20 protein-coding genes are annotated in these 22313 nt (G+C 61.6%); 17 read left to right on the forward strand and 3 right to left on the reverse strand.

Going from position 1 to position 22313, the window contains the following annotated elements:
• Nucleotides 1-538: 538 nt before the first annotated feature.
• The gene (locus IB277_RS33520; protein ID WP_192372770.1) at nt 539-946 is read left to right on the forward strand and encodes a hypothetical protein; all 408 of its coding nucleotides are present in this window, start codon (nt 539-541) and stop codon (nt 944-946) included.
• 337 nt (nt 947-1283) lie between these two features.
• Nucleotides 1284-1490 (forward strand): hypothetical protein, encoded by a 207-nt coding sequence (locus IB277_RS33525; protein WP_192372772.1) that lies wholly within the window; start codon nt 1284-1286, stop codon nt 1488-1490.
• A gap of 69 nt (nt 1491-1559) precedes the next feature.
• On the opposite strand, the gene IB277_RS33530 is transcribed toward IB277_RS33525, so the two are convergent.
• The gene (locus IB277_RS33530) at nt 1560-2480 is read right to left on the reverse strand and encodes a hypothetical protein (protein ID WP_192372774.1); all 921 of its coding nucleotides are present in this window, start codon (nt 2478-2480) and stop codon (nt 1560-1562) included.
• Between the two features lie 504 nt (nt 2481-2984).
• Between IB277_RS33530 and IB277_RS33535 the strand changes: the two genes are divergently transcribed.
• Nucleotides 2985-3410, forward strand: coding sequence for a hypothetical protein (locus tag IB277_RS33535; protein WP_192372776.1), 426 nt, complete (start codon nt 2985-2987; stop codon nt 3408-3410).
• Nucleotides 3411-3707: 297 nt separating this feature from the next.
• Here IB277_RS33535 and IB277_RS33540 read toward each other — a convergent pair whose 3' ends face one another.
• Entirely contained in the window at nt 3708-4376 is a 669-nt protein-coding gene (locus IB277_RS33540) for an NUDIX hydrolase (RefSeq protein WP_192372778.1), read from the reverse strand.
• A 595-nt stretch (nt 4377-4971) separates the two neighbouring features.
• Between IB277_RS33540 and IB277_RS33545 the strand changes: the two genes are divergently transcribed.
• Nucleotides 4972-6003: a proline racemase family protein gene (locus IB277_RS33545; RefSeq protein WP_060586175.1), complete on the forward strand. Its 1032-nt coding sequence runs from the start codon at nt 4972-4974 to the stop codon at nt 6001-6003.
• Nucleotides 6004-6074: 71 nt separating this feature from the next.
• Here IB277_RS33545 and IB277_RS33550 read toward each other — a convergent pair whose 3' ends face one another.
• Nucleotides 6075-6695 carry a helix-turn-helix domain-containing protein gene (locus IB277_RS33550; protein WP_082566307.1) on the reverse strand — a complete coding sequence of 207 codons (621 nt, stop codon included), beginning with the start codon at nt 6693-6695 and terminating at the stop codon, nt 6075-6077.
• A gap of 227 nt (nt 6696-6922) precedes the next feature.
• Here IB277_RS33550 and IB277_RS33555 point away from each other — a divergent pair, with 227 nt between their 5' ends.
• The 13 genes from IB277_RS33555 to IB277_RS33615 all read left to right on the forward strand — a co-directional run bounded on the left by IB277_RS33555 (nt 6923) and on the right by IB277_RS33615 (nt 22276).
• A complete protein-coding gene (locus IB277_RS33555) occupies nt 6923-8500 on the forward strand; it encodes an ABC transporter substrate-binding protein (protein ID WP_060586177.1) in 1578 nt (525 codons plus the stop codon).
• A 63-nt stretch (nt 8501-8563) separates the two neighbouring features.
• Nucleotides 8564-9505 (forward strand): ABC transporter permease, encoded by a 942-nt coding sequence (locus IB277_RS33560; RefSeq protein WP_060601471.1) that lies wholly within the window; start codon nt 8564-8566, stop codon nt 9503-9505.
• Complete coding sequence (locus IB277_RS33565) at nt 9502-10371, forward strand: ABC transporter permease (protein ID WP_034799417.1); 870 nt, start codon at nt 9502-9504, stop codon at nt 10369-10371. Before IB277_RS33560 ends, IB277_RS33565 begins: the two co-directional genes overlap by 4 nt.
• Before the next feature lies 1 nt (nt 10372).
• On the forward strand, nt 10373-11386 hold the full coding sequence (locus tag IB277_RS33570) for an ABC transporter ATP-binding protein (protein ID WP_060518295.1): 1014 nt from the start codon (nt 10373-10375) through the stop codon (nt 11384-11386).
• 2 nt (nt 11387-11388) lie between these two features.
• A complete protein-coding gene (locus tag IB277_RS33575; RefSeq protein ID WP_063894882.1) occupies nt 11389-12411 on the forward strand; it encodes an ABC transporter ATP-binding protein in 1023 nt (340 codons plus the stop codon).
• 10 nt (nt 12412-12421) lie between these two features.
• Complete coding sequence (locus IB277_RS33580) at nt 12422-14224, forward strand: aminopeptidase P family protein (RefSeq protein WP_083523539.1); 1803 nt, start codon at nt 12422-12424, stop codon at nt 14222-14224.
• A 223-nt stretch (nt 14225-14447) separates the two neighbouring features.
• The gene (locus IB277_RS33585; RefSeq protein WP_060601463.1) at nt 14448-15179 is read left to right on the forward strand and encodes a DeoR family transcriptional regulator; all 732 of its coding nucleotides are present in this window, start codon (nt 14448-14450) and stop codon (nt 15177-15179) included.
• 173 nt (nt 15180-15352) lie between these two features.
• Nucleotides 15353-16366 carry a deoxyribose-phosphate aldolase gene (gene deoC / locus IB277_RS33590; protein WP_060530293.1) on the forward strand — a complete coding sequence of 338 codons (1014 nt, stop codon included), beginning with the start codon at nt 15353-15355 and terminating at the stop codon, nt 16364-16366.
• Nucleotides 16367-16371: 5 nt separating this feature from the next.
• Nucleotides 16372-18756: an aldehyde dehydrogenase family protein gene (locus tag IB277_RS33595; protein ID WP_060586188.1), complete on the forward strand. Its 2385-nt coding sequence runs from the start codon at nt 16372-16374 to the stop codon at nt 18754-18756.
• A gap of 134 nt (nt 18757-18890) precedes the next feature.
• Nucleotides 18891-19343, forward strand: coding sequence for an RbsD/FucU family protein (locus IB277_RS33600; protein ID WP_060518285.1), 453 nt, complete (start codon nt 18891-18893; stop codon nt 19341-19343).
• A 103-nt stretch (nt 19344-19446) separates the two neighbouring features.
• On the forward strand, nt 19447-20379 hold the full coding sequence (gene rbsK / locus IB277_RS33605; RefSeq protein WP_060586191.1) for a ribokinase: 933 nt from the start codon (nt 19447-19449) through the stop codon (nt 20377-20379).
• The gene (locus IB277_RS33610; RefSeq protein WP_034799444.1) at nt 20376-21251 is read left to right on the forward strand and encodes a carbohydrate ABC transporter permease; all 876 of its coding nucleotides are present in this window, start codon (nt 20376-20378) and stop codon (nt 21249-21251) included. The genes rbsK and IB277_RS33610 overlap by 4 nt, the downstream gene beginning before the upstream one ends.
• Nucleotides 21248-22276, forward strand: coding sequence for a carbohydrate ABC transporter permease (locus tag IB277_RS33615; RefSeq protein ID WP_134887169.1), 1029 nt, complete (start codon nt 21248-21250; stop codon nt 22274-22276). The genes IB277_RS33610 and IB277_RS33615 overlap by 4 nt, the downstream gene beginning before the upstream one ends.
• Nucleotides 22277-22313: the final 37 nt, after the last annotated feature.

Consider the following 22313-nt stretch of genomic DNA (forward strand, 5'->3'; position numbering starts at 1 on the left):
ATCCTTCATCCATGGCCGAATGTACGCTTCGCCGTCAAACACCCGAGGTAAGAGCCACGTGCGGGAAACCCGCCCGCGTGGATCTGTGCGGGGGGCGCTCAGTAATGGGCGTCCCTACCGCAATACGCGCTCACCGTGATTGCCGCCGCGCAAAAGTCACGCTCAACCTCGTCCAGGTCGTCGAACTGAAGAGTGAAAGAGGATGCAAGGATAGTCGCTAGAGCAGCTCCGCGTATATACGGTCCTGAAGCCAACGTGGAAGTGCGGCTCGTCGACGCTTCGCGATCGACCAAGGGTGACGCGCACCTCAATGTGACAATGGCTAACCAGGAAGAGATCTTTCCTTCTTGGCGAGGATTGGGGCTCGGTGACTGATCGAGAGAAGGTTGCAGCCAGGAGGTCCGCCAAAGCCTCCTGGAGTCGGTCTGCGGGATGGCCAACATCGATTTCCTTCCTATATGAAACCAACCAATGCGAGGGGACGTTTGGTGGGCAGCCCCGCGCACACTGGCCTTCAAGGCTGAATTTGGTGGTTGTCATGGAAGCTCTGGCAAGGCTCGACCAAGCACTCATCGACGCCGCGGAGAAGGCCCTCTTCGCAGGCAGGACCAAGCTTGGTTTATCCTTCCCGCGGGCGGTCAGCCTATGTGCTTCGATGACGGTCGTGATGTTGGCATTTTCAACCTTCCTTTCGTCCGGCGATTTTCTCACAGTGAAAATTCCGCTTTTGGCACAGTACGCGGTTCTCGCGCTCGCCATGGGGAAGACGCTCTTTCGACAACTCGCATATTTCGACGCGAACTGGACCTCCGAGATCGAAAGAGGCTTCGCGAAGAGCGCCATGGAAAACAGAGTGAAGCTCCGACCCGTGCGCACCGTATTAGCTAGGAGTTCTTGCCTTGATGTCGGTCCTTTTCTCGTTGACCTTCTCGCTGAGGCTTCTTGAAGTGGGTGCGATTTCCACGATGCCGGTCGCGACGTTCTTAGTAGTCTTCTCGGGATGCCGGTTCTTCTGACCTATCAGTACATAATGTGCGCCCGACCTTCCGGCAGGGTCACGTTTTAGACCCGGGTTTCCGGATGCGGCATGAATTATCGATGTCAGCGTGCGAATCACCAATGAGACACGCGTCCGCGAGCCAACAGAGAAATATTGCCCCAGTATAAGCCTATCAGTCGCTGCCGAGCCCGCGGCAGATGGCTTGATCTCGGTGTCAGTAGACGAACGCTCAGAAGGCCAGACGTGATCTGCTGAAGTTCGGGCACACTGAACTCCGGCGGCCATGGACGAAGGGTTCGCCTCAAAAGCATGGGGCCGCCGCCGGACGCCAGTTGATTGGTTTTTCGCCAATACGTTCTTCGAGGAGTGCTGCTTCGAGTTCCTCCTCCACACGCTTGTCTCCAACATCGGGATTTCGGTCGACGAAGCGATCGTGCGATATGACCTCCACCTGCTCGCCGTGATGCGCCAGTGCCTGCGCCACATGTAACCGCGCACGTCGGCGAACCGTCATGATGGATGAAAGCAGTCATAGCGGTCAGATCCGCCGTTGATGGATCTACCGCGCTTCTCGCAGCCAGGCTTCAAGTCGTTTTCCGATTCTTTTGCGAAGATCGTCTTTCAACGCATCGTTTCGCTCACTTTGAGGAACATTGGCAGGAAAATGAAAATCATGCTCGACATGGCCAATCCCACCAAGTGCCGCTCTCATTTTCGGAATTATCGTCGCTTTTTCGGTCCGATAGGTCCGCCAAGAGAAACCCATGGTTTCCACGATAATATCGGCGCGCCACCTCACCGGCAGGTCAGGGAAACGAACGATGAAGTCAGGGATAAGCACCGGGTGAGAGCCATTCTGCTCGACATGCCGACGGTCCTGCTCAAGCGTGGAATGATCGCTGTGCGGGGTCAGGCTCATGTCGAAAAGAGGCTTCTCGATATCAATCCGAATTCGATCTCGAAACTCCAGTTGAAGAATACGCAGCTCTCTGAAAGTCTCGCGCTCATAGTTGCTGTCCACCAGCATGAGGTCAGCCGTGGAACGGCAAGGATGGAGATAGGTTTCAAGTATCGTGGGCTTATCTCCAGGATGGGGTTTGCCGATAATCGCTATCGCTAAGTACGTACTGGATCGAGTGACGGGAGCGTTGGATCGACCAAAAATTGATATGCTTCCCGATAATTCAATGGGGTCACCTTTCCGCAAGATGAGTTTATCATCGTCAATGCCGGCCGCCACCGCTAGAGCGATGGCATGTGGGCGGGTTCCATTAGGCCAAGCAAACCCGGCCGCCTTGTTGTCGAACTCAGTGATGAATTGCTTATAGTCAGCCGCGTATCGACACAACATCGATGATACGGGAACATTTTTCACTAAGAAGAAGTCCTCGGCCTGTTTTGCAATGGAGCGAAACTGGTCGCTTACATTGAAATCGCCGGAGGCACGTTTTTGGACCCCAGATTTTTCCAAGAGAGACATCAGCAGTTTCGCGAGCCTTGGCCGTCGTGTGTTAGGTGTAACGCTGCTGTAGTTACGATCACCGGTCGTTGCCCTCGGGGCGTCACGGTCTTCAGCGAACGCCCGCAAAAGGTTGAATGGCTGATTCCTCGGCTGCGGCTGCATGCTTCGTGATATGGCAAACTGTTCTACCGGCTCGACGGAAAACGGGCAATTATCATCGTGTGCCGGTGATTTGTGATGCCTCCGATGCACGAATTCATGCTCGTATGGAATCAGAAGCGCACCTTTCCGACATGAGCAGAAAATCCATCTGCCGGAGTTTTGCGTCTCTCTTATGAACGGGACCGCTGCCTCCCTGCTGCTCTTCGCCCCGCCGAATCTTCCGAAAGCAGCGACCAGCGTCTTGGTTTGTGTTTCCGAAATCGGTGAGCGTTCAACACCGTTGTGTTGGGCTGTCCACAGATTTAGTTCGTTTGTCATATGCAGACCAAGAAGAGAGCCTCCTCGGCAGGGGAGAAAAATATGGACATCGTAGCCGCAAAACTACTGCTCGACTCGGTTGCGGAAGTTGAGAACGGAACTAGGCTTGAACTTCTAAGGAAACGTGAAGATTGCTCGGTAGTTCTCTTCATGGTGGTTTCTGATGAGTATGTGGCGTCGGGCGTTTGGCTAGACATTTCGTGGGAAGAGGAGGGGCGTAGGGAGGGGATTAGCCGCGGCGCCTATCCATCTCCATCAGCAGCTACCGACGATCTCCGAAAGATCGGGAGCGACCTTATGTTAGGCGACTTTACGCTTGTTCATCCGACCTTGCCCTTTTTGGAGCGCGCGTGGGACCAAGCGAATTCCCAAGCGTATTATGACGCATTCGACGTTTTGATGCGACACATCTCCAGCGAGCTAGAGGAGGAGGCGAATCAACGGCTAGCCTTAGCCTATATCCAATGAATGCATAGGTTTCGCGAAGTTGGCGCGGGCGGCGATTATAATCGACACTTTGTGGCTGCCGTGGAACAGGATTCGATGCCTCCGCGTGAACTGGTGGTTGAAGCCAGTTGTTGGCACAAGAGCCTGATCCGGCGTGATGTCTACCAACTACTGGGATCCGCACGTTGAGGGTAAACGAAAGTCACGCGTGGCAGCTCAGAGGGGGAACGCGCTTCCACGAAAATCCCGATGGGCGAGTGGGTGGCCCAGCCCACCCTGGCAAAGCCTCACGGTACCCGGCAGCTGGCCGGGAACGTCTCAGATCTTGATATCGATCGTGCTCACGCCTGGTCGAATTCGGAAGTGCTCCGTCCTCTTTGTAGCGCCTGGTGCGCTTTTAAAACCGGCCGATGAAAGCATCCCGTGTTCAATGACCTTCCTCCGGAAATTTTGGCCAATAGAGCAGCTGGAAGTCACCGCGGAATACACCCGGTTCAACTGCGAGATCGTAAATTCTTCATCTAAAAAGTGAGCTGGAATGATTGACCAAGCGCCCTTGCTGCGGAGGCGCGATACGGCGACCTCGATTATCCGGCTATGATCGAATGGCAGAACTGGAAGGTCATCCACGGGAACCGTTATCAGGCCATTTCCCGTTTGCTCAGCCCGGGCCAGTTTGGACGGGGGAGCCAGCGCCAGGTACGCTACGCTGATGGACAGGGAACGCGGTTCGCGCTTGTCGATATCGCGATGGGAAAATGTGAAAAGTTGCTCGAAGTACACGTCGCTGAGACCGGTGTAGTCAAACAGCGTGCGCTTGACGACAGTTTCTAGCTCGATGTCCCCTCCGCCGGTTAAAGGCCTCCCGAGCAGACACGGGGCGCCGGCTATTCCCTCTAACGGTGCCAGCGCGACGTGCAGCCGATCTTCCTTTAAAGTCAGGAGGACAGTGTCCACACTCACTTTGACTTCGTCGCGAGCCGTCATCAATTCACTTCCAGATAGGTGAGGGCGCAAAGCTGCCAGCCTGATTCCACCTCGGCCAATGCGTGCATGCAGGACGGGTGCGCGATGGGACTCCATTGTGCGAGATGATCGCCGGTCACGAGTGGAATTAGGTGTTAACTTCTAAGGAAGCGTGAATGCCACGGCAGACACGCGCCGCTGTGCCAAATGTCAGTAGCAAGCGGTGTTTGCGTTCACCCGCGGCGGCCGTAGATCGATCAAAACCCGGATCTGATGAGCCTAAATCCGGCCCACTACCCGCTTATTTTGATAGCGGCGCTGAGCCGCGCTAACCTGATGGAAATGGGCGTTTTTTCGCCCTGGGAAGAATGAGGCTTCTTTTTGAGGAAGCTTCAGCTTGCCGTGGGCAATAACAGCTTACTTTTAACAGTTTGCAGGCCTCTCTGGCCGGATTTGGATTATGAGTATTTTCAGATTGTATATTGGATCCAATTTTTCTAATAGTCGTTTCGTCGACGGGCGACGCCATCGCGTCACCCGGTGAAATGGGGGAGCGGCCGCAAGTGAAGGGCGCGCCCGGGTGGCGTCCGTCCACCGTCACGGAAGGAGAAAGCGCATGCGCAGCAACAAGGTCGTTCATATCGTTTCCTGCCACGCGGAAGGGGAAGTCGGCGACGTCATCGTCGGCGGTGTCGCGCCGCCGCCTGGAAACACGCTCTGGGAACAGCGCCGCTTCATCGCCGAAGACCAGACGCTGCGCAATTTCGTGCTCAACGAGCCGCGCGGTGGCGTCTTCCGCCACATCAATCTGCTTGTGCCGCCGAAGGACCCGCGCGCGACCATGGGCTTCATCATCATGGAGCCCGAAGATACGCCGCCGATGTCCGGTTCGAATTCGATCTGCGTCTCCACCGTTCTGCTCGACAGCGGCATCGTACCGATGCAGGAGCCGGAAACGCGCATGGTGCTGGAAGCGCCCGGTGGACTGGTCAACGTCGTTGCCGAGTGCCGCAACGGCAAGGCCGAGCGCATCACCGTCACCAACGTGCCGTCCTTTGCCGACAAGCTCGACGCCAAGCTTGAAGTCGAGGGTCTGGGCACGTTGACGGTCGATACCGCCTATGGCGGCGACAGCTTCGTCATCACCGACGCTCGCGCTCTTGGTTTCTCGGTGACGCCAGACGAGGCGCGCGAGCTTGCCGAAACCGGTATCAAGATCACCCGCGCGGCCAACGAACAGCTCGGCTTCACCCATCCGGAAAATCCGGAATGGGATCATATCTCCTTCTGCCAGCTGACGATGCCGGTCGAAGAAAAGGACGGCATTCTGCATGGCCGCAACACGGTGGTCATCCAGCCGGCCAAGCTCGACCGCTCGCCGACAGGCACCGGCTGCTCGGCGCGCATGGCGGTGCTGCACGCGCGTGGGCTGATGAAGGTCGGCCAGCGCTTCAGCGGCCACTCCATCATCGACTCGACCTTCAATTGCCGCATCGTCGGCGAAACGACGGTCGGCGGACGCCCAGCGATCGTGCCTGAGATCTCCGGACGTGCCTGGATCACCGGCACGCACCAGGTGATGCTCGACCCGGCCGATCCGTGGCCAGCCGGCTACCGCCTTGCCGACACCTGGCCGCGCAAGCAGTAAGGTCTGCCTTTGCGGGCCGCCTCGTTGCGGCCCGTACCTTTCGGCCCAGGCCTTTGGATTGTTCTGCCGGTTCAGTCTTCCTTGATGATCCGGGTGGTGCCGACCCAGAGTTCGCGGGCCGGTCCCGCGCCGACATTGCGGGCGCGGTGCGGCAGCGAGGCGGGGAAGTGCAGCGTGTCGCCGGCCTTCAGCAGATAGTCCTTGCCATCGATCTGGTAGAGCATCTCGCCCTCGATCAGGTAAAGGAAGTCCTCGCCCTCGTGGCTGGTCAGTTCCGACGCATAGCCCGGCGGCATATGGGTGATGCAGCCGTTGAGCGCCGCGCCCGGAAAGCCGCGTTCGATCAGTTCGTAGACGCGCTCCTTGGTCTCGACATTGTAGCCGGGGCGTTCCCCTGCGTGCGAGACCATCGAATGCGAATGCTGCGGCGGCTGCGACAGGAAGGTGTCGACGCTAGTGCCGAGCGCATTGGCGACGTTGTACAGCGAGATTAGCGACGGGGTGGAAATGCCGCGCTCGATCTGGCTGATGAAGCCTTCCGTCAGCCCGGCCTCGCGCGCCACGTCCTTCATGGTCTTGCCGATTTCCTTGCGGCGGGCTCTGAGCATTTGCCCGAGCGAGGCGGGTGTCGAGGCTTCGGGGAGGGAGGCGCCTTCATGGGCTCCGGGCGCCTCTTCGATCTTCAGGGGCATGACTTTCTTTCCGCTTGACTCACGTCTATCGATGTACTTTAGTCCAGCTAAAGTTGGTTCGGCAAGCCGATCAGATCGTATGCCAGCCTTCTTGAAAAGGGGAACTACAAGAACGTCTTCGCGGCAATCCGTCGGCGGCAAAAAATACTAAGAAAAATTGGATCCAATATCCAATAAACGTGTTCAGCGCGCGATCGATGTCGGCTGCGGTCAAAAGGAGGAGTGAGATGAAACCTATATTGCCTATTCTGCTCGGCACGACGCTGGGTCTGCTTGCGGCCACCTCGGCGTTTGCGATCGAACGCGGTGGCGCGATGACATTCGCCCGCTACGACGACTCGACCGTCATCGATCCCGTTTACGCCGACCGCAATCCCGATCTCTGGATGGTGAACGGTCTCTACGAAACGCTGCTCCGCAACGGTCCTGATGGTTCGATCGTGCCGGGTCTCGCCGAGGCTCACGAGGTTTCGGCAGATGGCAAGACCATCACCCTGACGCTTCGAAGCGGCCTCAAGTTTTCCGACGGCTCCGACCTTACCGGCGCCGACGTCGTCTTCTCGCTGGATCGGGCACGCAATGCCGAACTCGGCCCCTGGGCGGGGCTGCTCGGCGCCGTCGACGCGGTCACGGCCGATGGCAACAAGATCACTGTGTCGCTGAAAAATCCCGACCCGACGATCATCTCGATCCTTGCAACTTTCAACACCGGCATCATGCCAAAGGCAGCCTTCGAAAAGGCGGCCGGCGCGACCGACCAGGAAAAGGCGCGCGCCTTCTTCTCGGCTGGTCCGGTGACATCGGGGCCCTTCGTCATGAAGAGCCATGTGCAGGGCTCGAGCATGAGCTTCGAACGCAACCCGAACTACTGGCGCCAGGGCGAAGACGGCAAGCCGCTGCCCTATCTCGACCGGGTGGAATTCCTCGTCATTCCAGATGACGCGACCCGCATCCTCAAGCTTCAGGCCGGCGAAGTCGACGCCGCCGAGTTCATTCCGTTTGCCCGTGTCGGCGAGCTCGGCGCCGATCCGAACCTGAAGATGGAGCTCTTCCCCTCGACCCGCATCGTCTACGCGCCGATCAATACGCGCGAGGCGAAGAAGGACGGCGCGAAGAACCCGCTTGCCGACGTCAAGGTGCGCCAGGCGCTGAACTATGCGACCGACAAGAGCGTGCTGATCAAGCTCGTGACCTTCGATACCGGCAAGCCGATGACCTCGCTGATGTCGGCTGCGACGCAGCTGCATTACGGTCCGGCGCCGCTTTACCCCTACGATCCGGAAAAGGCCAAGCAGTTGCTGTCGGAAGCCGGCCTCAGCGGCGGCTTCGAGGTTAAGCTCACCACGCTTGCCGGCAGCGCCGACGATGCAACATTGTTTACCGCACTTCAGCAGATGTGGGCGCCACTCGGCGTCAACCTCAAGGTCGAGCAGGTCGACAACCCGACCCGCGGCGAGAAGAACCGGTCCGGCGATTTCGACATCCATACGTATGGCTGGGCGAACGACGTCAACGACCCGGCGCAGGTGACCGGCTGGCTCGGCTATTACAAGCAGCGTCAGGCCGTCGGCACCGGCTGGAACAACCAGGAATTCAACACGCTGTTCGAGGCCTCCAACGTCGAGACCGATCCGGCCAAGCGCAAGGACGAATACAAGCGCATGCAGGAGATCTACGCGGCCGAGGCACCGTTGCTCTTCCTGTTCGAAACGCCGTTTGCCGTCGCCGTCTCGAAATCGATCGAAGGCTACGTCCAGACGCCGCTCGGCGCCAATGACTTCTCTGAAGCCTGGCGCGCCGACTGATAGCGGAACGATCTGCGAAAACCGGGCGGCAAGCCGCCCGGTTCTCCGTTGAAGGTTGGAACCATGCCCCCACTTTCCTATCTCGTGGCACGGCTGCTGCAGATCATCCCGACGTTCCTGTTGGTGATGATCTTCATCTTCCTGCTCGTGCGCCTTTTGCCGGGAGATCCGGCCATCGCCATGGCCGAGGCCAAGGCGACCGATGCGCAGCTTGAACAGATCCGGCACAATCTCGGTCTCGATGAGCCGTTGCCGGTGCAGTTCCTCGTCTTCGTCAAGAACACGCTGACCGGCGATCTCGGCCGCTCGATCATGTTGAAGGCCCCGGTGACCGAGGTCATTCTCAGCCGGTTGCCGACGACGATCTTCCTGGCGCTCTATGCGGTCGTGCTCGCTGTGTTCCTCGCCGGGCCGCTCGCCTTCCTTGCGGCAGCGCGCGTCAACAGCCCTGTCGATGTCGCCATCCGCAGCGTCTTTCAGGTCGGTCTTTCCATGCCCGTCTTTTACATCGGGCTCCTGCTGCTCACCGTGCTTGCGGCGCAGTTGCGCTGGTTTCCGGTCGGCGGCTACGGCAAGACCTTTTTCGCCAATCTCTATCACCTGATCCTGCCCGCACTCAGCGTCGCGCTCTATACGTCGGCGATCATCCTGCGCAATCTGCGCGCCTCGCTGATCGAGGTGCTCGACGCCGACTATGTGCAGTTCGCGCGGGCCAAGGGCCTGTCGCCGCGCATCATCATGACCCGGCACGTGTTGCGCAATGCGCTCGTTTCGACGGTCACTCTGCTGGGGTTGTCGATCGGCAACCTGATGAGCGGCACGCTGGTGACCGAGACGGTTTTTGCCATTCCTGGTGTCGGCCGGCTGATGCTGGAGGCGATCTTTGCCCGCGACTATCCGCTGATCCAGGGCCTGACGCTCACCTTCGCCGTGCTCGTCTCCGTCGTCTTCCTCTTGACGGATGTCGTGCAATCCTGGCTCGATCCGAGGCTTCGCCAATCATGACGGTCCTGACTCTCACCCATTCGCGGACACGGGGACGGCTCGCCGCCTTTCTGGCACGCGCCTTCGCCCGTCCTTCTTTCGTGATCGGCATTGTCATTCTCGGCCTGTCGCTGGCGCTTGCGGTGTTCCCTCAGCTCTTTGCTCCTTACGACCCGCTTGCCTTCGACCTCCAGGCGATCCAGCAGGGGCCGAGCCTTGCGCATCCCTTCGGCACCGACAATTTCGGCCGCGATGTGCTCTCGCGCGTCATCTGGGCCTATCGCGTCGACATGCAGATGGCCTTCTTCGCGACGATCTTCGCGCTTTTGATCGGCCTCACCGTTGGCGCCTTCGTCGGTTACTACGGCGGCATTGCCGACGTGATCTTCGGCCGTTGCGTCGACGCGATCATCACCTTTCCCTTCCTGGTGCTGGTGATCGCGATCGTCGCGGTGCTGGGCCCTGGCCTCGTCAACATGTATGTGGCGATCACCGCGGTGAACTGGGTCTATTACGCCCGGCTGACGCGCGCCGAAATCATGGCGCAGAAGGCCAACGACTATGCCGCGGCCGGCCGGGTTCTCGGCTACTCCGATCGCCGCATCATCTTCCGCCATCTGCTGCCGAACGCGATCTCGCCAATCCTCGTCTATTGGATGACCGATATGGCGCTCGCGATCCTGCTCGGCTCGTCGCTCGGCTATCTCGGCCTCGGCGCACAGCCGCCGGCTGCCGAATGGGGCGTCTTGATCGCGGAGGGCCGCAACTTCCTGATGACGGCCTGGTGGATGAGCCTGATGCCCGGCATCGCCATCGTTCTGACCGGGCTCGGCTTCAGCCTCGTCGGCGACGCGCTGGCCGATCTGCTTCGGCCGAAGGGGCGCTGAGATGAAAAGCACAGAAAAACCGGTCGTGCTCGACGTCAGGCACCTTCGAACCGAGTTCGGCCCGCAAGATCGCCCACTGGTCGCGGTGGACGACGTCTCGTTCCAGGTGGGGCAGGGCGAGATCCTTGGGCTGGTCGGCGAATCCGGCTCGGGCAAGAGCATCACGCTGCGCTCGATCCTCGGCATCATCCGGCCGCGCGGCCGGGTCGCCGGCGAAATCCTCTGGAACGGCCGCGACCTCGTTCCGCTCGACGAGGCGCGTCTCCGGCGCATCCGCGGCCGCGAGATTGCGATGATCTTCCAGGAGCCGATGTCGTCGCTCAATCCACTGCTGACGGTCGGCCTGCAGATCCAGGAAAACCTCGTGGCGCATACGAACCTCGACGCAAAAGCGCGGAAGGCACGCGCGATCGAACTGCTCGACCTCGTCGGCATCCCCGGCGCCCGCAATCGTCTCGACGATTTCCCGCACGAGTTCTCCGGCGGCATGCGCCAGCGGGTGATGATCGCCATTGCGCTTGCCTCCAATCCGAAGCTGCTGTTGGCCGACGAGCCGACGACGGCGCTCGATGTCACCATCCAGGACCAGATCCTCAGGCTCATCCAGTCGCTGAGCCGCGATCTCGGCATGGCGGTGATCCTCGTCACCCATGACATGGGTGTCGTCGCCGAGACCTGCGATCGCGTGGCCGTCATGTATGGTGGCAGGCTTTGCGAAGTCGGTACGACGACGGATGTGATCGCCGACGCGCGCCATCCCTATTCCTTGGGGTTGTTGCGCTCGATCCCGCGCGACGTTGCGCCGCGAACGCCGCTCTATTCGATCCCCGGCGCGCCGCCGGCGTTGAACGCGCTTCCAGGCGGCTGCGCCTTCAGCGCCCGCTGTCCGGTCGCAGGACGCGAATGTCCTGACATTCGGCCAGCGCTCGAAGTGATTGGTTCGTCGCGGCTCGTTGCCTGCCATCATCTTGAAGATGCCCAAGCGCATTTCGGACCGCGGGAGGCGGCGCAATGATCATGCCCACTTCAGCAAGCACAACGCCTTTGCTTTCGCTGCGTGCGCTGTCGATCCAGTTCGAGAAACGGCGCTCGCTGTCCGACACGCTCGCCCGCCGTCCGCAGCAGGTCGTCTCGGCGGTCAACGGCATCGATCTCGATGTGATGCCCGGCGAGACGCTCGGGATCGTCGGTGAATCCGGCTGCGGCAAGTCCACGCTTGCGCGCCTGATCGCCGGCCTGCACCGGCCGACATCAGGCGATATCCTGTTCGAGGGCGAGAGCGTCGTCGGCCTCAAGGGGGCACGGCGGCGCGCCTATAACCGGCGCGTCCAGATGATGTTTCAGGACCCCTATACCTCGCTTAACCCCCGCATGACCGTGCGCGATACCTTGCGAGAGGCGATCACGGTGCATCGCATGCGCGATGGAGCGGCGATCGATCGTCGCGTCGACGAGCTGCTGGATCTGGTGCGGCTGCCCGAAGGGGCCGCGGATAAGTTCCCGCACGAGTTCTCCGGCGGCCAGCGCCAGCGCATCGGCATTGCGCGGGCGCTGTCGCTGGAACCGACTTGCCTGGTCGCCGACGAACTCGTTTCCGCGCTCGACGTTTCGGTGCAGGCGCAGGTCGTCAATCTCCTGATCGAGCTTCAGGACGAGTTGGGGCTGACAGTGCTGTTCGTTGCCCACGACCTTCGTCTCGTACGCCATGTCTCGCACCGCGTCGCCGTCATCTATCTCGGCGCCATCGTCGAAATCGGCCCGTCGGAGGCGCTGTTTTCGAAGCCGATGCATCCCTATTCCAAGGGACTGCTTGCTGCCGCACCGTCGCTTGACCCGGGCGCCAGGCGTCGCACGCCGGCACTGTCGGGTGAGCTGCCGAGCCCGCTCGCCATCCCGCCCGGCTGCCCCTTCCACGTGCGCTGCCCGCACGCGACCGAACGCTGCCGCCGCGAAAAGCCGGCGTTGCGCCCGGTCGGATCGGGCATGACCGCCTGCCATTTCGCCGAGACGATCGGCGGCGCCTCAAACTCCACTCGATAGGAAAGACATCATGGATACGAGAGCAAGGCCGGATATCTCCGGCCGCATCGGCGCGCTGCGGCGCAAACTTGCGGAAGCGGGGCTCGACGGCTACGTCGTGCCGCGCTTCGACGAACATCAGGGCGAATACTGCGCGCCACACGACCATCGACTGGCCTTTGTCACCGGCTTCACTGGCTCGGCCGGCGTGGCGATCGTCATGCGCGACCGCGCCGCGATCTTCGTCGATGGTCGCTATCAGGTGCAGGTGCGCGACGAAGTGGATCTCGGCACCTTCGCGATCGAACACTTCTATGACGCACCGCTCAAGGATTGGCTGAAGAACAATCTGCGCAACGGCGAACGCGTCGGCTTCAATGCGATGCTGCTGCCGTCCACCTGGGATGCGGATTGCAGCCGCTCGGTCGAGCTGGCGGGTGGCGTCTGGACGCCTGTGGACGGGGATCTTGTCGACGCGATCTGGACCGACCAGCCGGAAAAACCGCTCGGCAAGATTACCGCCTTCCCGGTCGCCAATGCCGGCGAAAGTGTTGGAGAGAAGAGGCGCCGCATCGCCGCCATGCTGGCGGAGCAGGGGGCCGATCTTTTGATCGAGGCGCAGCCGGACAATATCGCGTGGTTCCTCAATGTCCGCGGCCGCGACGTCGCCTTCAACCCGATGCCGCAGTCCTTCCTGATCTTCGACCGCGCCGGGCAAACGGAGTGGCTGGTCGATCATCGCAAGCTTCCGAACGACCTCTCGGACTTCGAGCTTGACGATGTTGCCATTGCCGAGCCTGGCAAGCTGCTCGACCGCGTCAGGGCGATGGCGGCCGGACGCACGGCGCTGATTGATCCCGGATTTGCCCCGTCGGCCACGGCCCATGCCACACGTGCCGCAGGTGGCACCGTGCAGCTCGCGAAGAGCCCGATCACGCTCGCCAAGATGCACAAGAACGCGACCGAGCTCTCGGGCTTCCGCGATTGTCACCGTCTGGACGGCGCCGCCTGGGTTCGCTTCTTTGCCTGGCTCGAGCGGCACGCCGCCGAACGGGAGGCGAGCGGCAAACCGGTGACCGAACTGGAAGCGGAAGAGCGTATCCTCGCCTATCGCCAGATGGCCGAAAGTTTCGTCGAGCCGAGCTTCCGCTCGATTTCGGCAGCCGGCGGTCATGCCGCCATGTGTCACTATGCAGCCACCGAGGCGAGCAACGGGCTGATCCGCAAGGACGGTGTCTATCTGCTCGATTCTGGCGGGCAGTATCTGACCGGCACCACCGATGCCACGCGCACGACGGCGATCGGTCCGGTCAGCGACGAGATCCGGCGGGCCTACACGGCCGTCCTTAAGGGGTTGATCTCTATGGCATCGCTGAAATTCCCCAGGGGAAGCTTCGGCCACCAGCTCGACGCCTTTGCCCGCCGCCCGCTCTGGGATCTTGGTCTCGACTATGACCACGGCACCGGCCATGGGGTCGGTCACTTTCTCTCGGTCCACGAACAGCCGCAGCGCTTCGATCGCCGCGTCAACGAGATCGAGTTGAAGCCGGGCATGGTGACGACGATCGAGCCGGGCTACTACAAGGCCGGCGCCTACGGCATCCGCATCGAAAACCAGGTGGAGGTGGTCGACGACGGCGACGGTTTCCTGAGCTTCCGCAGCCTGACGCTGGTGCCGATCGATCTGCGGCTGGCCGATTTCGGCTTGCTCACGGCGGCTGAGCGGACCTGGATCGATGCCTATCACCGTCGCGTCGCGCAGGAACTGGACGGCTTGCTTGAACCGGAGACGGTGGGCTGGCTTTCCGACCGGACGGCTCCGATCAGCGCGTGATAGCGCCTCGTCCGCTTCTTCTCGCGGATTAATATGACGACAGTGGAGCGGCGGGCCGGTAGGTCCGCCGTTGTCATTTCTTGGCGATGGGCTCCCCGGCCGCGATCAGGTCGCTTTCAATCAATGTGACTCCTCTTGCTTGGGGGAGATAGTTTGTGATATTTTTCACAAAACCTGTTCACGCCATGAACGGCTGCATAACTCGTCGGACACGGAAGAAATCATGGTCAGCCGCAAGACAGCCCGCATCATCCAGCTCGCCGATGCCCTTTCAGGACGGAGAGTCTTGCACTTGCGCGACGCCGCGGCCCTGCTCGGCGTCTCTGAAATGACGATCCGTCGTGACGTTGCCGACAATCCCGGCCAGTTTGCTTTTCTCGGCGGACATATCGTGCCGGCGTCGGAGATCGAAGGCGATGTGCCCTACGAGCTGGCACGCGAGGCCGACAGCCACGCTGCCGCCAAGCGCGAGGCCTGTGTCCACGCGGCGCGCCATATCCGCCCGGACGAGACGATCTTCATCGATTGCGGCACCACACTCGAATATCTCGTCGACCTCGTTCCCGAGAATTATTCAATAACAGCAGTATGTTATTCCCTGAACGTGGCAGAGAAGCTGACCCATAAGCCGAATGTCCGGATCGTCATGCTTGGTGGCGTCTATCACCCTTCGTCTGCGTCTTTTTCCGGCAACTCCGGTCTGGAGACTCTCGATTCGCTCGGCATCAACGTCGCATTCCTGTCGGCCGCCGGCATCGATCCGGCGCGTGGTGCGACCTGCGTGCATTTCCACGAAGTGTCGGTGAAGCAGAAGGTCATCTCGCTGGCGCGCGAGAGCCATCTGGTCGTCGACCTCAGCAAGATCGGCAAGCTGAAGCCGGCTTTTTTCGCGCCAATCGGCGTTTTTCGCTCTATCATCACCGAAGAGGGTGAAACGCAGCTGCCGGGCCTGTGAAGGCGGCATCCGCAAAAATATTACGAAATCGTCAAAACGGCGGTGTCTCGCTTGACACTCTCTGTTCTTGATGGAATAGTCACAAAAATTCGATAGAAAAATAACAAAAATGAGCTCTCGGCGGCTGTGCTCGAGTGCGGCTGGTCGTGACAGGGAGTTCAAGGAGCCATCGCTTGGAAGACCTTGCTGTGAAAACTGGCGCGCCGAAGGCCGCGCATTCGCCGGCGGCGGGCCATAACTGGCCGCGCAACAACGGCATCGATCTCGATCTTGGCTGGGTGCTGGACCAGCGCGTCAACCTGTCTGCCGCTGAGCGCCGTGTTGCGACGCTTCCCGGCCGCCGGACGGTCAAGAAGGACGCGCAGGCCGCCTGGCTTTTGAAGGCGGTTACCTGCATCGATCTGACGACCCTCAACGGCGACGATACGACCGAGCGCGTCAAGCGCCTCTGCGCCAAGGCCCGCCAGCCGGTGCGCCAGGATCTGCTCGATGCGATCGGCATGGGCAGTCGCGGTATCACGACCGGTGCCGTGTGCGTCTATCATCGTTTCGTTTCCACCGCCGTCGAGGCGCTCGAAGGTTCCGGTATCCCGGTGGCAGCCGTCTCCACCGGTTTTCCGGCCGGCCTGATCCCGCATGACGTGAAGCTGCGCGAGATCGAAGCCTCTGTCGCCGATGGCGCCAAGGAAATCGATATCGTCATCACCCGCGAGCATGTGCTGACGGGCAACTGGCAGGCACTCTATGATGAGATGCGCGATTTCCGTGCCGCCTGCGGTGACGCTCATGTGAAGGCTATTCTTGCGACCGGCGACCTGAAGACGCTGCGCAACGTCGCGCGCGCTTCGCTCGTCTGCATGATGGCTGGCGCCGATTTCATCAAGACCTCGACTGGCAAGGAAGGCGTCAACGCCACGCTGCTGGTGACGCTCATCATGCTGCGCATGATTAGGGCCTATCAGGAGCAGACCGGCCTCAAGGTCGGCTACAAGCCGGCGGGCGGCATTTCTGCGGCAAAGGACATCCTGAACTACCAGTTCCTGATGAAGGACGAGCTCGGGCGCGAATGGCTCGAGCCGGATCTCTTCCGCATCGGCGCATCGAGCCTGCTTGCTGATATCGAGCGCCAGCTCGAACACCACGTTACCGGCGCCTACTCGGCCCTCAACCGTCACCCGATTGGATGATCCCGATGACTGTCGCAAGGTATTTTGACGAAATGTCCTATGGTCCAGCACCGGAAGCCGACACGGAAGCCCGCCAGTGGCTGGCGCGCCACAAGGGCGAATTCGGCCACTTCATCAACGGCGCCTTCGTCGCCTCCGCGTCCGGCAAGACCTTCGAGACGAACGAGCCGGCAACCGGCAAGCTGCTCGCAAAGATCGCGCTCGGCGGTGCCAAGGATGTTGACGATGCCGTCGCCGCTGCCCGCAAGGCGCAAGCCGCCTGGGCGAAGCTGCCGGGCCATGCCCGCGCCCGCCATCTCTATGCGCTCGCCCGCGTGATCCAGCGCCATGCGCGCCTGATCGCCGTGGTCGAGGCGATCGACAACGGCAAGCCGATCCGCGAAACCCGCGACATCGACGTGCCGCTGGCCGCCCGCCACTTCTATCACCATGCCGGCTGGGCGCAGCTGCAGGAAACCGAATTTGCCGATCAGGTTCCGGTCGGCGCCGTCGGCCAGATCATTCCCTGGAACTTCCCGTTCCTGATGCTCGCCTGGAAGGTCGCGCCCGCTCTGGCGCTCGGTAACACGGTGATCCTGAAACCGGCGGAATTCACGCCGCTGACGGCGCTGCTCTTTGCCGAACTGGCCGCTGCAGCAGGTCTTCCGGCCGGCGTGCTCAACGTCGTTACCGGCGAAGGTGAAACCGGCGCGCTGATTGTCGAGCATGCGGACATCGACAAGATCGCTTTTACCGGCTCGACCGAAGTCGGCCGCCTCATCCGTGAGCGCACCGCCGGCACCGGCAAGTCGCTGACGCTCGAACTCGGCGGCAAGTCACCCTTCATCGTCTTTGACGACGCTGATATCGACGGCGCCGTCGAAGGCGTGGTTGACGCCATCTGGTTCAACCAGGGCCAGGTCTGCTGCGCCGGCTCGCGCATCCTCGTGCAGGAAGGCGTGGCACCGCTGTTCTACGAGCGCCTGAAGCGCCGCATGCAGACGCTGCGCGTCGGCCATCCGCTCGACAAGGCGATCGACATGGCAGCGATCGTCGCGCCGGTGCAGTTGCAGCGGATCGAAGACCTGGTCGCCAAGGGCGTCTCCGAAGGAGCAGCGCTGCATCAGCCGAAGATCGAACTGCCGCAGGGCGGCAGCTTCTATCCGCCGACCCTGCTCACCGGCGTGCAGCCGACCTCGATCGTTGCGACGGAAGAGATCTTCGGCCCCGTCGCCGTCTCCATGACCTTCCGCACCCCGGAAGAGGCGATCCAGCTTGCCAACCATACGCGCTACGGCCTTGCCGCCAGCGTCTGGAGCGAGACCATCGGCCTGGCATTGCATGTCGCGGCCAAGCTCGCCGCCGGTGTGGTTTGGGTCAATGCGACTAACCTCTTCGATGCGTCTGCCGGTTTCGGCGGCAAGCGCGAATCCGGCTTCGGCCGCGAGGGTGGTCGCGAGGGCTGCTACGAATATCTGAAGCCGAAGGCTTGGGCCGGCCGCAAGCCGCGTCCCGCCGCCGTCGAACCGGCATTGAAGCCCGTGGCTGGCGATTTCGCCATGCCTGACGTCGACCGTACCGCCAAGCTTTTCATCGGCGGCAAGCAGGCACGGCCGGATGGCAACTATAACCGCAACGTGCTCTCGCCCAAGGGCAAGGTGCTTGGCGAGGTCGGCGAGGGCAACCGCAAGGACATCCGCAACGCAGTCGTCGCAGCGCAAGCCGCATCCGGCTGGTCGTCGGCAACGACGCACAACCGCGCGCAAATCCTCTACTACATCGCCGAAAACCTGAGTGGCCGTGCGGGCGAATTCGCCGATCGGATCGCCGACATGACCGGCGCGTCTGCGGCCAACGCCAAGGCGGAAGTCGAAGCCTCGATCGCACGCCTCTTCACCTATGGCGCCTGGGCCGACAAGTACGAAGGCGCGATCCACCAGCCGCCGCTTCGCGGCGTAGCACTTGCGATCCCCGAGGCGATCGGTGTCGTCGGCGTCGTTTGCCCGCCGGAAGCGCCGCTGCTTGGCATGATCAGTCTGGTCGCGCCGCTGATCGCCACCGGCAACCGTGTCGTCGTGGTGCCGAGCGAACAGCATCCGCTGGCGGCCACCGATTTCTATACGGTGCTCGAAACATCAGACGTCCCGGCCGGTGTCGTCAACATCGTCACCGGTTCGACGATCGAACTGGCAAAGACGCTCGCAAGCCACAACGACGTGGATGCGCTCTGGGCTTTCGGCTCGGCGGAACTTTCGACCCTCGTGGAGAGGCTCTCGGTCGGCAACCTGAAGCGCACCTTTGTCGACTACGGAAAGGCGACGAACTGGCTCGATCGCGAGGCGGCAGAAGGCCCGGCCTATCTGCGCCGCGCGACGGACGTCAAGAACATCTGGATCCCCTACGGCGAGTAGGAGAGCCACCACGCGCGGGGCGGGGGGAGCCGGCCCGCGCTGTGGGACAAGTGAACAGTAGGCAGACGCGTTCGCCTGCAAGGGGGAATGCATTGCGCGCCACGGAAACCGGAGCGCGCCAGGAGGAGGACTGTATGCTGAAGAATATCGATCCGGCGCTGAACGCCGATGTGCTGCACGCGCTCAGGTCCATGGGACACGGCGACACGCTGGTCATTTCCGACACCAACTTCCCGTCCGACGCCATTGCCCGCAAGACCACGCTGGGCACGCTGTTGCGCATCGACAACGTCTCGGCCGCGCGTGCCGTCGAAGCGGTGCTTTCCGTGCTGCCGCTCGATACGCCGCTGCAGCCTTCGGCCGGGCGCATGGAGGTGATGGGTGCGCCCGACGAAGTGCTGCCCGTGCAGCAGGAAGTGCAGGCGGTAATCGATCGCGCTGAGGGTAAATCGGCGCCGATGTACGGCATCGAGCGCTTCAAGTTCTACGAGGAAGCCAAGAAGGCCTATTGCGTCATCACCACGGGCGAGACGCGCTTCTATGGCTGCTTCCTCTTCACCAAGGGCGTCATTCCGCCCAAGACCTGACGGACCGCGCGGTCGCCGCGCGGCACGAGACGACAGATGAAATCGCGAGAGATTGCCTGGGCACGCCGCTTTGCTTGCGGTGCGGTCGCAGGGGGAGGCTTGAATGAAGACTGGTGTTTCGATCCTTGGCATCTTCGTGGCCGACACGGCCTATCTGGCGCGGCGCATGCCGGTTGTCGGTGAAACGATTACCGGCAGCGGCTTTTCCGTCGGGCCGGGAGGCAAGGGCTCGAACCAGGCGGTCGCCTGTGCTCGGGCGGGAAGTCCCGTTTCCTTCATCTCCAAGCTCGGCCGCGACACCTTTGGCGAGATGGCGCTGCGCACCTATGCCGAGGCCGGCGTGACGCCGAAGATCGTTGAGATGGACGATCTGCCTACGGGGGCTGCCTTCATCTATGTCAACGACCAGAACGGCGAAAACGCTATCATCGTCTATCCGGGAGCCGCCGGCTCGATCGGGATCGACGATGTCGAGGCCGCGCGCGAGACGATCGAAGGTTCGCGCATCTTCGTCACCCAATTGGAGCAGCCGGTGGCCGCCGCTCGGCGGGCGCTCGAAATTGCCCATGCGGCCGGCGTCATCACCGTCTTCAACCCGGCACCGGCCGAAGCCTTTCCGGATGCGATCTATCCGCTCTGCGATTATCTTGTGCCGAACGAGACGGAAGCCGCAGCCATCGTCGGTTTTGCGCTCGCCACGGAAGACGACGTTCGTCGTGCCGGTGACGCGATCCTGAAGAAGGGTGCGAAAACGGCGCTGATCACGCTCGGTGAACGCGGCGTGCTCTATCACAACCACGAGCAGTCGGTGCTGGTGCCGGCGATCGCCAGCGGGCCGGTAATCGACACGACCGGGGCGGGGGACGCTTTTGTCGGAGGCTTCTCCGCAGCGCTCGCCCGCGACCTTTCACCGGTTGACGCTGTACGCTTCGGCTGCGCCACCGCCGGCATCGCGGTCACCCGCCGCGGCACCGCGCCCGCCATGCCGACGCTGGCCGAGATCGAGGCGCTGCTTGCGCGCGGGGCGTCCGCATGACGCGCAACGACCCGATCAAGCACTTCTTCATCTGGCCGGCGCTGATCATCGTGCTGATGATCTCGATCTTCCCGCTCGTCTATTCGCTGACGACCAGCTTCATGAGCATGCGGCTGGTGCCGCCGACGCCGGCCCGCTTCGTCGGCTTCGGCAACTATCTCGATCTCCTGCAGAACCCGCGGTTCTGGCATGTGGCGGGTACGACGACGCTGATCGCCTTCATCTCCGTCGGGCTGCAATATGTGATCGGCCTTTCTGTGGCGTTGGCGTTGAATTCAAGAGTGCCGGGAGAGGGCATCTTCCGCGTCAGCTTCCTGCTGCCGATGCTGGTGGCGCCGGTCGCCGTCGCGCTGATCGCCCGCCAGGTGCTGAACCCGACGATGGGCCCGCTCAACGAGCTGATGACGGCAATCGGGTTCCCCAACCTGCCGTTCCTCACCCAAACCAGCTGGGCGCTCGGCTCGATCATCGCCGTCGAGGTCTGGCAATGGACGCCTTTCGTCATCCTCATGCTGCTTGCCGGGCTACAGACCTTGCCCGACGACGTCTACGAGGCGGCCGCGCTCGAAAATGCCACGCCCTGGCAGCAGTTCCGCGACATCACCTTTCCTATGCTCCTGCCGATCTCGGTTGCCGTCGTCTTCATCCGGCTGATCGAGAGCTACAAGATCATCGACACGGTCTTCGTCATGACCGGCGGCGGGCCGGGGATATCGACCGAGACGCTGACGCTGTTTGCCTATCAGGAAGGCTTCAAGAAGTTCAACCTCGGCTACACCTCGGCGCTTTCGTTCCTGTTCCTGATTGTCATCACAGTCATCGGTCTCGTCTATCTCGCCATCCTCAAGCCCTATCTGGAGAAGCACAAATGAGCGTGCGCACTCTCAAAGGGAAACGGCGCTGGCTGGCGCTCGGCGGCTGCCTCGTCTGGCTCGCCATCACCTTCTTTCCGCTCTATTGGGTGCTGATCACCTCGTTCAAGACGCCGATCGCCGTCGTCGGCGGGCCGACCTATCTGCCCTTCGTTGATTTCGAACCGAGCTTGACGGCCTGGAGCGAGCTGTTGTCGGGCCAGCGTGGCCAGTTCTTCAACACCTTCCTGGCCTCGACAATCATCGGCCTTTCGGCGTCGATCGCCGCGACCTTCATCGGCGCCATGGCAGCCTATGCGCTGGTGCGCTTCACCTTCCGCTTTCGCCTGCTCTCGGCACTGATCTTCGTGATGATCGCCTTCGGAGGCTTCCTGCTCGGCCGCCATGTGCTTGGCTACGGCCAGGGCATCTCGCTGGTCTATGCCTTTGTCGCAGCGCTCGCGCTTGCGGTGATCTCGAGCCGCTTTCGCCTTCCGGGGCCGGAACTCGGCAACAACGACATCGTCTTCTGGTTCGTCAGCCAGCGCATGTTCCCGCCGATCGTCGCTGCCTTTGCGCTCTACCTGATGTATACCGAGATGGGAAAACTCGGCTTCAAGCTGGTCGACAGCTATATCGGCCTGACCTTCGCCTATATCGCTTTCTCGCTGCCGATCGTCATCTGGCTGATGCGCGATTTCTTCGAGGCGCTGCCTGTGGAGGTCGAGGAGGCGGCGATGGTCGACAACGTGCCGTCGTGGCGGATCTTCTTCGGCATCGTGCTGCCGATGTCGAAGCCGGGTCTGATCGCCACCTTCATGATCACGCTCGCCTTCGTCTGGAACGAGTTCCTGTTCGCGCTGTTCCTGACCAACTCCAAATGGCAGACGCTGCCCATTCTCGTTGCCGGCCAGAACAGCCAGCGCGGCGACGAATGGTGGGCGATTTCCGCTGCCGCCCTCGTTGCCATCATTCCGATGATGGTCATGGCCGGGCTTTTGAGCCGGCTCATGCGCTCCGGCCTGCTTCTTGGAGCGATCAAGTAACCAACCGCTTTGGCATGCATTCATTCACAGGGAGGAT

It is taken from the genome of Ensifer sp. ENS07, from assembly GCF_014852185.1.
GTDB classification, from domain to species: Bacteria; Pseudomonadota; Alphaproteobacteria; order Rhizobiales; family Rhizobiaceae; genus Ensifer; species Ensifer adhaerens.

Excerpts from the sequence above, each read along its gene's own strand:
- IB277_RS33520 (WP_192372770.1), top strand. The coding sequence starts at position 539 with ATGGAAGCTCTGGCAAGGCTCGACCAAGCACTCATCGACGCCGCGGAG.
- IB277_RS33525 (WP_192372772.1), top strand. The coding sequence starts at position 1,284 with ATGGACGAAGGGTTCGCCTCAAAAGCATGGGGCCGCCGCCGGACGCCA.
- IB277_RS33530 (WP_192372774.1), bottom strand. The coding sequence starts at position 2,480 with ATGTCTCTCTTGGAAAAATCTGGGGTCCAAAAACGTGCCTCCGGCGAT.
- IB277_RS33535 (WP_192372776.1), top strand. The coding sequence starts at position 2,985 with ATGGACATCGTAGCCGCAAAACTACTGCTCGACTCGGTTGCGGAAGTT.
- IB277_RS33540 (WP_192372778.1), bottom strand. The coding sequence starts at position 4,376 with ATGACGGCTCGCGACGAAGTCAAAGTGAGTGTGGACACTGTCCTCCTG.
- IB277_RS33545 (WP_060586175.1), top strand. The coding sequence starts at position 4,972 with ATGCGCAGCAACAAGGTCGTTCATATCGTTTCCTGCCACGCGGAAGGG.
- IB277_RS33550 (WP_082566307.1), bottom strand. The coding sequence starts at position 6,695 with ATGCCCCTGAAGATCGAAGAGGCGCCCGGAGCCCATGAAGGCGCCTCC.
- IB277_RS33555 (WP_060586177.1), top strand. The coding sequence starts at position 6,923 with ATGAAACCTATATTGCCTATTCTGCTCGGCACGACGCTGGGTCTGCTT.
- IB277_RS33560 (WP_060601471.1), top strand. The coding sequence starts at position 8,564 with ATGCCCCCACTTTCCTATCTCGTGGCACGGCTGCTGCAGATCATCCCG.
- IB277_RS33565 (WP_034799417.1), top strand. The coding sequence starts at position 9,502 with ATGACGGTCCTGACTCTCACCCATTCGCGGACACGGGGACGGCTCGCC.
- IB277_RS33570 (WP_060518295.1), top strand. The coding sequence starts at position 10,373 with ATGAAAAGCACAGAAAAACCGGTCGTGCTCGACGTCAGGCACCTTCGA.
- IB277_RS33575 (WP_063894882.1), top strand. The coding sequence starts at position 11,389 with ATGCCCACTTCAGCAAGCACAACGCCTTTGCTTTCGCTGCGTGCGCTG.
- IB277_RS33580 (WP_083523539.1), top strand. The coding sequence starts at position 12,422 with ATGGATACGAGAGCAAGGCCGGATATCTCCGGCCGCATCGGCGCGCTG.
- IB277_RS33585 (WP_060601463.1), top strand. The coding sequence starts at position 14,448 with ATGGTCAGCCGCAAGACAGCCCGCATCATCCAGCTCGCCGATGCCCTT.
- IB277_RS33595 (WP_060586188.1), top strand. The coding sequence starts at position 16,372 with ATGACTGTCGCAAGGTATTTTGACGAAATGTCCTATGGTCCAGCACCG.
- IB277_RS33600 (WP_060518285.1), top strand. The coding sequence starts at position 18,891 with ATGCTGAAGAATATCGATCCGGCGCTGAACGCCGATGTGCTGCACGCG.
- rbsK (WP_060586191.1), top strand. The coding sequence starts at position 19,447 with ATGAAGACTGGTGTTTCGATCCTTGGCATCTTCGTGGCCGACACGGCC.
- IB277_RS33610 (WP_034799444.1), top strand. The coding sequence starts at position 20,376 with ATGACGCGCAACGACCCGATCAAGCACTTCTTCATCTGGCCGGCGCTG.
- IB277_RS33615 (WP_134887169.1), top strand. The coding sequence starts at position 21,248 with ATGAGCGTGCGCACTCTCAAAGGGAAACGGCGCTGGCTGGCGCTCGGC.